Origin of the sequence: Agromyces humi (genome assembly GCF_009720255.1) — a bacterium.
Classification (GTDB): Bacteria; Actinomycetota; Actinomycetes; order Actinomycetales; family Microbacteriaceae; genus Agromyces; species Agromyces humi.
The window spans coordinates 1-10497 of the sequence record NZ_WJSP02000101.1; the positions used below are offsets into that span (position 1 = coordinate 1).

The following is a 10497-nucleotide window of genomic DNA, read 5'->3' on the forward strand; positions in this document are numbered from 1 at the left end:
CGGAGCGACGATGACGTGCCCACCGGCGGCGGTCACCCGCTCGACGGCGGCATCGAGGTCGGCGACGGCCACGTACGTGTTCCAGACCGGCAGATCCGGTGCCGCCTCCGCGTCGGACGAGCCGTCAGTCGGTTCGGCGCCGAGCCCGGCGGCGGGGCGGCCGTCGAGTCGGGCGACGACGTACGCAGCGTCGGCGCGCGGGCCCGGCGCAGCCTCGAACGTCCAGCCGAAGAGGCCGCCGTAGAACTCCCGGGCCGCGTCGAGGTCGGGCGACTCCAGGTCGACCCACGACGGGACGCCCTCCGGATACGTGCGCTGCATGGCGATCCTCCGTCCACTCCTGTGGCCGAGGGTCGTCCCGAGCCGGCCGGGCCGCAAGGGGTGGCGGTGGATCGACCGCGCCGCTACGCCCCCGACCCCCGGCGCGCACCTACGCCGACGCGTCGGATCGGGCTCGCCGGCGCCGCGCCCGCTCCCACTCGAGCTCCGCGACCGCGCCGAGCACGACGGCCGTGAACTCCTCGGGCCGCACGAGGCTCACGAGGTGCGTCGCGCCGGGAACGATCACCAGGCGCCCGCGCGGCGCGGCACGCAGCATCCGCCGCTCCTCGATGCGGAAGTGGTCGAGGCGGCCGTTCACGAGCCAGACCGGCACGTCGATGCGTGCGAGCGCGGCCTCGACGTCGAGGCGGCCGATGGAGCCGAGCACCGGGGCCATCGCATGCAGCGCCACGCCTCCGGCGAGCACGTCGTCGACCCCCGCAGGCGAGAGGAACATGCGCGCGGTGAGCTCGTTCAGGCCACGTCCCTGATCGGGGAGCCGCGCGATGAGCGCCGCGATCCGGCGATACCCCTCGAGCCCCACGCCCCGGGGCCGCGTGCCGCACGAGGCGGCGACGAGGCCGTCGACACGGCCCGGATGCCGCGAGGCGAACTCGATCGACAGGTACCCGCCGAGGCTGAGGCCGACGAGGAGCGTCGGCGTCGTCGAAGCGTCGGCGTCACGTTCGGGCACCGACTCGCCGATGACCCGCATGGCATCGTCGATGGTGAACGGCTCGCCGCTGCGCGTGCCGTGCGACGGGAGGTCGATCGCGACCGCGTCGATGTCGTGGCGGGCGAGCGCGGGCAGTTGCCGCCGCCACATCGTGGCCGAGGTGCGGAGGCCGTGCACGAGCACGACGCGGGCGCGAGGCATCCGTCAACCCGACCGGATCGCCCCGAGCTCGCGGGCGCGCGCCACGGCCGCCGTGCGCGAGCCGACCCCGAGCTTCGTGAAGATGTGCACGAGGTGCGACTTCACGGTCGCCTCGCTGAGGAACAGCTCGCGACCGATGTCGCGGTTCGACCGGCCGTCGGCCACGAGGGTGAGCACCTCCGCCTCGCGAACGGTGAGTCGCTCGGCGCCCTGGGAGGCGTCGAGCCGCGACGACACCGCGGGGGCGAGCGCCGCCTCGCCGACGGCGGCGGCCCGCACGGCGGCCACGAGCTCGGCGGGCGGGGCGTCCTTCAGGAGGTAGCCGCTCGCGCCGGCCTCGATCGCGCCGAGGATGTCGGCGTCGGTGTCGTAGTTGGTGAGCACGAGCACGCGCGGCGCGCCCTCGTGCGAGCGGATGCGACGTGTCGCCTCCGCCCCCTGCATCGCGCCCGGGAACTGGAGGTCCATGAGCACGAGGTCAACGTCGGATGCCGCGACGAGCCGCACCGCGTCCTCGGCCGTGGCGGCCTCGGCCACGACCTCGAGGTCGGGCTCGGACTCGAGCAGGGCACGGATCCCTGCGCGCACCACGGGGTGGTCGTCGCTGAGCAGGAGCCGGATCATGCGGTCACCACCGGGATGCGCACGGACACCGCGGTGCCCTCGCCGGGCGCGGACTCGATCTCGATCGAGCCGCCCTGCCGCTCCGCCCGCTGCCGCATGGCGCGCAGGCCGAAGGCGACGCCGTCGACCTCCTCGCGTTGGGCGGCGCGGGGGTCGAACCCGATGCCGTCGTCCACCACGTCGAGCGCGACCTCGTCGCCGAGATAGCTGAGCGTCAGCTCGGCCCGCTCAGCGCCGGAATGGCGCAGCACGTTGGCGAGTGCGCCCTGGGCGATGCGGAGCAGGGTCGCGTCGACCGCCATGGGCAGCATCACGGCGTCGCCGCTGAGGCGGAAGCTCACTCGTGTCGAGGACCCCGACTGCTCGGCCTGGTCGTTGATCGCGTCCGAGAGGCGGCGCAGCGCGGCCGGGAGGGTCTGCTCGTCGAGCGATGGGGGAGTGAGTTCCCGGATGAAGCGGCGCGTCTCGCCGAGGTTGTCGGCCGCGGTCTCACGGGCGAGCCTGAGCTTCTCGCGGGTGGGCTCGTCGGTGATGTCGCGTTCGGCGGCGTGCAGCAGCATCTGGATGCTCGACAGGCCCTGGGCGACGGTGTCGTGGATCTCACGGGCGAGGCGCTCGCGCTCGGCGAGCGTGCCGGCCTCGCGGCTCGCCGCGGCGAGCTCCTCGCGGGTGGCGAGCAGGTCGAGGATGAGGGCCTGCCGATCGCGCGTCTCCTGCGACATCGCCCGGTAGCCCGAGCCGATGACGATCGCCACGCCCGCGCTGATCATCGGTCCGAGGATGGTGCCCACCTCGAAGCCGAGGTGGGACGCTGTGCCCCAGACCGAGAGCCCGAAGGTGATGACGACGAGCGGCACGGCGACCGGCGTCGCGAGCACGTGCAGCTCGAGGAAGAACAGGGGGAACGCGAGGAACGCGGCATCCGGGGTCAGGAAGGACATCGCCAGCCACAGGAGCAGCAGGCCGACGAGCCACAGCACCCGGGCCCACGTGGGGAAGTGGCGGTGCGCGCCCGCGACCCCGGCGCCGTACCAGGCCAGGAACGCCACCGCGAGGATCGTCACCGGCACCTCGGTCGGGGCGTCCTCGAGCAGGGCGCGCACGACGACGAAGAGGGTCAGCCCGACGACGAGCAGGTGCAGGCCGAGCCGGAGCGTGAAGAAGACCGGCCGAAGCGCGGACGGCGCGACGCGCGCGTCGATGTCGTCGATCACGGTCATGATGCTGTCAGCGTAGCCCGGCCGCCCTGACGGCGGCATCCGTCGAAAGTGCGAACCGAAAGTCATGGGAGAATCGTGGGGATGTCCCCTCGAGCCGCCAATCCGCCGGTGCCTGCTGCCACCGACCCCGCGTTGATCCGCAACTTCTGCATCATCGCCCACATCGACCACGGCAAGTCGACGCTCGCCGACCGGATGCTCGGCATCACGGGGGTCGTGTCCGACCGCGACATGCGCGCGCAGTACCTCGACCGCATGGACATCGAGCGCGAGCGCGGCATCACGATCAAGAGCCAGGCCGTGCGCATGCCCTGGCAGGTCGGCGACACGTCGTTCGCCCTGAACATGATCGACACGCCGGGCCACGTCGACTTCAGCTACGAGGTGTCCCGATCGCTCGCCGCGTGCGAGGGCGCGATCCTCCTCGTCGACGCGGCGCAGGGCATCGAGGCGCAGACGCTCGCGAACCTCTACCTCGCCCTCGAGAACGACCTCGAGATCATCCCGGTGCTGAACAAGATCGACCTGCCCGCGGCGGAGCCCGAGAAGTACGCACGCGAGCTCGCCGACCTCATCGGCGGCTCGCCCGACGACGTGCTGAAGGTGTCGGGCAAGACCGGCGTCGGCGTCGAGGAGCTCCTCGATCGCGTCGTCGAGCGCATCCCGGCTCCCGTCGGCCGGGCGGATGCCCCGGCACGGGCCATGATCTTCGACTCCGTCTACGACAGCTATCGCGGCGTCGTCACCTACGTCCGCATGGTCGACGGACACCTGAACCCCCGCGAGCGCATCCAGATGATGTCGACGCGGGCGACGCACGAGATCCTCGAGATCGGCGTGAGCGCGCCCGAGCCGACGCCCACGAAGGGGCTCGGTGTCGGCGAGGTCGGCTACCTCATCACCGGCGTGAAGGACGTGCGCCAGTCGAAGGTCGGCGACACCGTCACCACGGCGGCGAAGGCGGCCACCGAGGCGCTCCCCGGCTACACCGAGCCGCTGCCGATGGTCTTCTCGGGTCTCTACCCGATCGACGGCAGCGACTACCCCGAACTGCGCGAGGCGCTCGACAAGCTCAAGCTGTCGGATGCCGCGCTCGTCTACGAGCCCGAGACCTCCGTCGCCCTCGGCTTCGGGTTCCGCGCCGGCTTCCTCGGCCTGCTGCACCTCGAGATCGTGACCGAGCGGCTCCGCCGCGAATTCGGACTCGACATCATCAACACTGCGCCCTCCGTCGTCTACGAGGTGACCACCGAGGACCGGAAGACCGTCACGGTCACGAACCCGAGCGAATTCCCGACGGGTGCGAAGATCTCCGAGGTGCGCGAGCCGATGGTGCGCGCCGCGATCCTCGCGCCGAAGGACTACGTGGGCACCATCATGGAGCTCTGCCAGTCGCGCCGCGGCACGCTGCTCGGCATGGAGTACCTGGGCGAAGACCGGGTCGAGATCCGCTACAACATGCCGCTCGGCGAGATCGTCTTCGACTTCTTCGACCAGCTCAAGTCGAAGACCGCGGGCTACGCGTCGCTCGACTACGAGCCCACCGGCGACCAGGCCGCCGACCTCGTGAAGGTCGACATCCTCCTGCAGGGCGAGCAGGTCGACGCGTTCAGCGCCATCGTGCACCGCGACAAGGCCTACGCCTATGGCGTGCTCATGACCGGGCGCCTCCGCGAGCTCATCCCGCGGCAGCAGTTCGAGGTGCCCATCCAGGCGGCGATCGGCGCCCGCATCATCGCACGCGAGTCGATCCGCGCGATGCGCAAGGACGTGCTCGCCAAGTGCTACGGCGGTGACATCACCCGCAAGCGCAAGCTCCTCGAGAAGCAGAAGGAGGGCAAGAAGCGCATGAAGATGGTCGGCCGCGTCGAGGTCCCCCAAGAGGCGTTCATCGCCGCGCTCTCGGGCGACACCGAGAAGAAGGACGCGAAGAAGTAGGTTCCCGATGACCCGACGAAGCACGTTCACCGACCAGTCGGTCACCTACGGGGCGATCGGAGCGACCCTCGCCCCCGACCTGCTGCGGTACCCGCCCGAGGGCTACCGTCCCGCAGAGGACTCCGTGCGACTCGGCAGCGGGCTCGAGCGCTTCGAGCGGGCGGCGGAGTCGCTCATGACCTGGGGCATCCAGCAGGGCGCCGGCTTCGAGGTCGTCGACGTGTCCGCGGGCACGGGCGCGCAGTACCCGGGCATCGTCTACGACGCCGAGGGAGCGCCGCTCGCCGAGCAGCCGTCGCCGCGCACCGAGGAGCGCTTCGGCGCCGACGGCACGCCGTACATCGCCGCCGGCATGACCGCGACGCTGCGACGTTCGGGCCGCTTCCGCCACCACGACACCCCCGTGCTCGTCGTCTACGTGATCGACGAGCCCGACCGCGTCGGCTTCGCCTACGGCACCACGGCGGAAGGACCCGAGAGCGGCGAGGAGTCCTTCATCCTCGAGCACCGCGAGGACGACACCGTGTGGCTCACGATCCGGTCGCTGCTCGGCACCGCCGGCGGCATCCGTCGCATCGTGGCTCCTCGGCAGCGCCGCAAGCGCCGTGAGCTCACTCGCGTCGAGCTGCGGGCCCTGCACCCCGCGGGCGGCGTGTAGCCGGTGGGCTCGGCCCTTCCGCTCGGCGATCCGGCGCCGCTCGACGGCCTCCTCCCGGCAGCCGCCGCGGTCGGCGCCCACGACCGCGCGTTCGGCGTCTACGTGCACGTCCCGTTCTGCCGGGTGCGCTGCGGCTACTGCGACTTCAACACCTACACCGCCGGTGAACTCCGCGGCGCGAGGCAGGTCGACTACGCCGACCACGCGATCGCCGAGATCCGGATGTCGCGGCGCATGCTCGAGGCATCCGGAGTGCCCGATCGCCGCGCGTCGACCGTGTTCTTCGGCGGCGGCACGCCGACACTGCTGCCTGCAGACGACCTGGTGCGCATGCTCGGCGCCGTGCGCGACGAGTTCGGCTTCGACGAGGGCGCGGAGGTCACCACCGAGGCGAACCCCGACTCGGTGGGGCCCGACGACCTTCGACGACTCGCCGACGGCGGGTTCACGCGCGTCTCGTTCGGCATGCAGTCGGCGGTGCCGCACGTGCTCGCGGCACTCGACCGCACGCACGACCCGGCGCGGGTACCGCTCGTCGTGCGCTGGGCGCGCGACGCCGGGCTCGACGTGAGCCTCGACCTCATCTACGGAACGCCGGGGGAGTCGCTGCGCGACTGGCGCCGGAGCGTCGAGGCGGTGGTCGAGGAGCGCCCCGACCACGTCAGCGCCTACGCGCTCATCGTGGAGGAGGGCACGAAGCTCGCGCGGCAGATCCGTCGCGGCGAGCTCGCGACGCCCTCCGACGACCTCGAGGCCGACATGTACGAGCTGGCCGACGACCTGCTCGCCGCCGCCGGATACGAGTGGTACGAGGTGAGCAACTGGGCGACGGATGCCGCGCAGCGGTCGCGTCACAACCGCGGGTACTGGCGCGGCGACGACTGGTGGGGCGTCGGGCCCGGAGCGCACAGCCACGTCGGCGGGGTGCGATGGTGGAACGCGAAGCATCCGGCCGCGTACGCGGAACGGGTCACGGCGGAGCTCTCGCCGGCCGTGGGACGCGAGGTGCTCGACGCCGGCACCCGCGAGACGGAGCGGGTGCTGCTGCTCACCCGCATCCGGGAGGGCATCCGCATCGAGTCGTTGCACGCGGGCGGGCGGCACGCCGTGGCCGGCCTCATCGCCGATGGCCTGGTGGACGCGAAAGCCGCCCTCGCCGGTGTGCTGACGCTCACCAGGCGAGGGCGGCTGCTCGCCGACGCCGTCGTGCGGCGCCTGCTCGAGGAGTGAGGCTCAGCTCACGAACTTGATCGTGAGCGGGTAGGTGTAGAGCTGGCCCTGGTTGGCCTTCACCGCGGCGATGATGCTGAAGACGATCACGAGGATCCACACGGCGATCAGGATGAAGATGCCGATGACGATGAACGTGGTGACGATGCCGACGACGTAGGCGATCGCCATGGTGATCTGGAAGTTCAGCGCCGTCGCCGTGTGCTCGCGCACGAAGGGGCCCTTGTCCTTGAGGATCAGGTACCCGAGCAGCGCCGGCACGAAGCTGAAGAAGATGCCGCCGATGTGCACCAGCGTCGACCAGAGCTTCTCGTCGCTGGGGCTGAGCTGCTGGCTCTGCCCGTAGGGGTTCTGCGGGGGCGCGGGCGGCCCCTGCGGCGGTGGTCCCTGCGGAGGCGGGGGAGGAGGGGTCTGGTCGGACATGGCGGTCTCCTTCTTCGGGCTCGTCCGTTCGGCGAGACTCGTTCGAGTTCATGCTGGCACAGCAACGCCCGCCGCGGGAATAGGCACTCCAGCGACGGGCGGATCGATGCTGCGGCGCGCGCCTACTTGATGAGGCGGATCGCGAACGGGTAGCGGTAGTGCTTGCCGTCCTTGGCCTGGAGGAACGCGATGATCGAGAAGACGACGCCCACGATCCAGACGACCCACGTGAGCAGTGCGCCGATGAAGACGACCACGAGGATCGCCGAGATGATGTAGCCGAAGACGAGCGTGATCTGGAAGTTCAGCGCCTCCTTCGCCTCGGTGTTCGTGAACGCGCCGCGGTCCTTGAAGACGAGCCAGATGATCAGCGACGGCAGGAAGCCGAGCACGCCGCCCAGGTGGGCGAAGGAGCCCCACTGCACGTCCTGCTCGGGCGTCAGCGGCGGCGCCGCGTGCGTGGCGGGCCCGGACGTCGCCGGTGCGGCGGGCGGAGGCGGCGTCTGCCCCGTCGGATCTGACGGCTGGACGTTGGGGTCGGTCATGTGCGTGCCTTTCAGGGGGGTTCAGATGGGTGAACCGCGACTGCAGCAGGGAACGTGCAGGCAAGGTGCCTCGCGGGGTACCCATACGGTAGCGCTGCGCCGTCAGGAGCGCCAACGGTGCTGGCCCTGATTCTCGCGGTAGGATTGGCACTCAGTCAGAACGAGTGCTAAGCGGTGGGGAAAGCGAGGACCATGGTCTCCGAACGCAGTCTCGCGGTGCTTCGCGCCATCGTGCAGGACTACGTCGCGTCCCGCGAGCCGGTGGGCTCGAAGACGATCGTGGAGCGCCACTCCTTCGGCGTGTCCGCAGCCACGATCCGCAACGACATGGCCCTCCTCGAGGAGGAGGAGCTCATCGCGGCGCCGCACACGTCGTCGGGTCGCATCCCGACTGACAAGGGGTACCGCGTCTTCGTCGACCAGCTCACCGACGTGCGGCCCCTGAGCCAGGCGCAGCGCCAGGCCATCGAGACCTTTCTCGGAGAGTCCAGCGACCTCGACGAGCTGCTCGCCCGCACCGTCCGGCTCATCGCCCAGCTGACGAAGCAGCTCGCCGTGGTGCAGTACCCCTCGTTCGGCAGCGCCCGGGTGCGGCACGTCGAGCTCGTGTCCCTCGCCCCCGACCGCGTGCTCGGCATCCTCATCGCCGACTCGGGGCAGGTGGAACAGCGCCTCGTCGCGCTCGACGAGCCCGTCGACGAAGAGACGCTCTCCGCGCTGCGGGTGCGCCTCAACGACCTGGCCGGCGGACGGACGATGGCGGATGCGGCGGACGCCCTCTCGGGCGAGATCCCCGGCGCCGACGGCCGCCACGCCGTCGTCGTGCAGACGATCGCGGCGACGCTCGCCGAGCAGGCGCGCGCCCAGCGCCACGACCGGCTCGTGGTGGCCGGCGCGGCCAACCTCGTCCGCACCGAGCAGGACTTCGCGGGGTCGATCCTCGGGGTCATCGAGGCGATCGAGGAGCAGGTCGTGCTGCTCCGGCTGTTCGGCGAGATGGCGGGCGACGAGCACGCCGTCGCGGTGCGCATCGGGCGCGAGAACGCCTCGTTCGGCCTGGGCGAGACGTCGGTCGTCTCGAGCGCGTTCGCGATCCCCGGTCGCGACGTGTCCCGCCTGGGCATCGTCGGCCCCACCCGCATGGACTACTCCAACAGCATGGCGGCCGTGCGAGCCGTCGCCCGCTACCTCTCCCGCACCCTCGGCGAGAGCTGATTCCCCGCTGCCGTCGCATCCGGCCGGCATCCGGCAATTCGAAAGGACACGCCCTCCGTGGCAGACCACTACGAGGTCCTCGGCGTCTCGCGTGACGCCACCCCCGACGAGATCAAGAAGGCCTACCGCCGCCTGGCGCGCGAGCTGCACCCCGACGTGAACCCCGGCGCCGACGCGTCCGAGCGGTTCAAGATGGTGACGCACGCCTACGACGTCCTCTCCGACCCGAGGCAGCGCGAGCAGTACGACCTCGGCGGCCAGGGCGGATTCGGCGGCGCCGGGGGCCAGAACTTCGGCGGCTTCGGCGACATCTTCGAGACCTTCTTCGGTGCGGGCCAGCAGACCCGGGGGCCGCGGTCGCGGCGCGAACGCGGCCAGGACGCGCTCATCCGCGTCGAGGTGGGACTCGAGGAGGTCATCTTCGGCACGCATCGCGACATCGAGGTCGACACGGCGATCCTCTGCGAGACCTGCCACGGCTCGTGCTGCCAGCCGGGCACCTCGCCCGTCACGTGCGACATCTGCCATGGCACCGGATCGATCCAGCGCGCTGTGCGATCCCTGCTCGGCAACGTCATGACGTCCAGCCCCTGCGGCACCTGCCGCGGTTACGGCACCGTCGTCGCCACACCCTGCGTCACCTGCCAGGGCCAGGGCCGCGTGCGCGCCCGCCGCACCGTGCCGGTCGACATCCCCGCGGGCGTCGACACCGGCGTGCGCCTGCAGATGCCCGGATCGGGCGAGGCCGGCCCCGCCGGCGGGCCGAACGGCGACCTCTACCTCGAGATCAAGGTGCGCAACCACGACGTCTTCAGCCGCAACGGCGACGACCTGCTGTGCACCCTCGAGGTCGCGATGACCGACGCCGTGCTCGGCGCCGACACGACGATCCCGGCGCTCGACGGCGACGTGCGCGTCGAACTCCACGCGGGGCTGCAGAGCGGCGAGATCCTCACCGTCAAGGACCGAGGCGTCACGAAGCTGCGCGGCACCGGTCGCGGCGACCTCAAGATCGGCGTGCAGGTGGTCACCCCCACCAAGCTCTCCTCGAAAGAGCGCGACCTGATCCAGCAGTTCGCCCACTCGAAGAAGGCGGCCGGCCCCGCGCTGAGCCACTTCCAGCAGGGCCTGTTCGCCCGCCTCCGCGACCGCTTCCTCGGCTGACGGATGCCGCGATGAGCCACCTCTACCTCGACGAGTCGCTCGACCTGGCGTCCGTCGCGCCCGGCGCGACCGTCGAGCTCTCGGGCGACGAGGCGCGGCACGCGGTGACCGTGTCGCGGGTGCGCACCGGGGAGCGGATCGCGATCGGCGACGGCCGCGGCATCCGCGTGCTCGGGGTCGTCACGGCGACCGGACCCCGCGAGCTCACGCTCGAGGCGGACGAGGTCGTCGTCGAGGAGCCGCCCGCCGTCCGCATCACCCTCGTGCAGGCGCTCGCCAAGG

At 71.4% G+C, this 10497-nt stretch carries 12 protein-coding genes; 6 read left to right on the plus strand and 6 right to left on the minus strand.

The genetic code is table 11. The annotated features are described in order from the left end of the window. The 4 genes from GH736_RS10380 to GH736_RS10395 form a co-directional block, all read right to left on the minus strand. A partial coding sequence (locus tag GH736_RS10380) for a VOC family protein (protein ID WP_162529552.1) occupies positions 1-321 on the minus strand: 321 nt, incomplete at its 3' end. A 109-nt stretch (positions 322-430) separates the two neighbouring features. After that, on the minus strand, positions 431-1198 hold the full coding sequence (locus GH736_RS10385; RefSeq protein WP_159602875.1) for an alpha/beta fold hydrolase: 768 nt from the start codon (positions 1196-1198) through the stop codon (positions 431-433). Between the two features lie 3 nt (positions 1199-1201). Continuing rightward, on the minus strand, positions 1202-1822 hold the full coding sequence (locus GH736_RS10390; protein ID WP_159602877.1) for a response regulator: 621 nt from the start codon (positions 1820-1822) through the stop codon (positions 1202-1204). Beyond that, entirely contained in the window at positions 1819-3042 is a 1224-nt protein-coding gene (locus GH736_RS10395) for a sensor histidine kinase (RefSeq protein WP_203230712.1), read from the minus strand. Before GH736_RS10395 ends, GH736_RS10390 begins: the two co-directional genes overlap by 4 nt. 81 nt (positions 3043-3123) lie before the next feature. Here GH736_RS10395 and lepA point away from each other — a divergent pair, with 81 nt between their 5' ends. The 3 genes from lepA to hemW are packed head-to-tail and all read left to right on the plus strand — an operon-like array spanning position 3124 to position 6868. Further along, complete coding sequence (gene lepA / locus GH736_RS10400) at positions 3124-4980, plus strand: translation elongation factor 4 (protein ID WP_159602878.1); 1857 nt, start codon at positions 3124-3126, stop codon at positions 4978-4980. Between the two features lie 7 nt (positions 4981-4987). Continuing rightward, positions 4988-5638 carry a DUF1990 family protein gene (locus tag GH736_RS10405; protein ID WP_159602880.1) on the plus strand — a complete coding sequence of 217 codons (651 nt, stop codon included), beginning with the start codon at positions 4988-4990 and terminating at the stop codon, positions 5636-5638. Between the two features lie 3 nt (positions 5639-5641). Next, positions 5642-6868: a radical SAM family heme chaperone HemW gene (hemW, locus tag GH736_RS10410; RefSeq protein ID WP_159602881.1), complete on the plus strand. Its 1227-nt coding sequence runs from the start codon at positions 5642-5644 to the stop codon at positions 6866-6868. A 3-nt stretch (positions 6869-6871) separates the two neighbouring features. On the opposite strand, the gene GH736_RS10415 is transcribed toward hemW, so the two are convergent. Together GH736_RS10415 and GH736_RS10420 are read right to left on the minus strand one after the other, a co-directional pair. Further along, positions 6872-7291: a DUF4870 domain-containing protein gene (locus GH736_RS10415; protein WP_159602883.1), complete on the minus strand. Its 420-nt coding sequence runs from the start codon at positions 7289-7291 to the stop codon at positions 6872-6874. A 122-nt stretch (positions 7292-7413) separates the two neighbouring features. Next, positions 7414-7836, minus strand: coding sequence for a DUF4870 domain-containing protein (locus GH736_RS10420; protein ID WP_159602885.1), 423 nt, complete (start codon positions 7834-7836; stop codon positions 7414-7416). 192 nt (positions 7837-8028) lie between these two features. Between GH736_RS10420 and hrcA the strand changes: the two genes are divergently transcribed. From hrcA to GH736_RS10435, 3 genes are all read left to right on the plus strand, one after another. Continuing rightward, positions 8029-9051: a heat-inducible transcriptional repressor HrcA gene (hrcA, locus tag GH736_RS10425; RefSeq protein WP_159602887.1), complete on the plus strand. Its 1023-nt coding sequence runs from the start codon at positions 8029-8031 to the stop codon at positions 9049-9051. A gap of 57 nt (positions 9052-9108) precedes the next feature. Then, the gene (dnaJ, locus tag GH736_RS10430) at positions 9109-10215 is read left to right on the plus strand and encodes a molecular chaperone DnaJ (RefSeq protein WP_159602889.1); all 1107 of its coding nucleotides are present in this window, start codon (positions 9109-9111) and stop codon (positions 10213-10215) included. A gap of 11 nt (positions 10216-10226) precedes the next feature. Then, positions 10227-10497: RNA methyltransferase PUA domain-containing protein (locus tag GH736_RS10435; RefSeq protein WP_203230713.1), on the plus strand; the 271-nt coding region annotated here is incomplete at its 3' end.

Excerpts from the sequence above, each read along its gene's own strand:
- GH736_RS10385 (WP_159602875.1), bottom strand. The coding sequence starts at position 1,198 with ATGCCTCGCGCCCGCGTCGTGCTCGTGCACGGCCTCCGCACCTCGGCC.
- GH736_RS10405 (WP_159602880.1), top strand. The coding sequence starts at position 4,988 with ATGACCCGACGAAGCACGTTCACCGACCAGTCGGTCACCTACGGGGCG.
- GH736_RS10390 (WP_159602877.1), bottom strand. The coding sequence starts at position 1,822 with ATGATCCGGCTCCTGCTCAGCGACGACCACCCCGTGGTGCGCGCAGGG.
- GH736_RS10420 (WP_159602885.1), bottom strand. The coding sequence starts at position 7,836 with ATGACCGACCCCAACGTCCAGCCGTCAGATCCGACGGGGCAGACGCCG.
- GH736_RS10395 (WP_203230712.1), bottom strand. The coding sequence starts at position 3,042 with ATGACCGTGATCGACGACATCGACGCGCGCGTCGCGCCGTCCGCGCTT.
- lepA (WP_159602878.1), top strand. The coding sequence starts at position 3,124 with ATGTCCCCTCGAGCCGCCAATCCGCCGGTGCCTGCTGCCACCGACCCC.
- hrcA (WP_159602887.1), top strand. The coding sequence starts at position 8,029 with ATGGTCTCCGAACGCAGTCTCGCGGTGCTTCGCGCCATCGTGCAGGAC.
- GH736_RS10415 (WP_159602883.1), bottom strand. The coding sequence starts at position 7,291 with ATGTCCGACCAGACCCCTCCTCCCCCGCCTCCGCAGGGACCACCGCCG.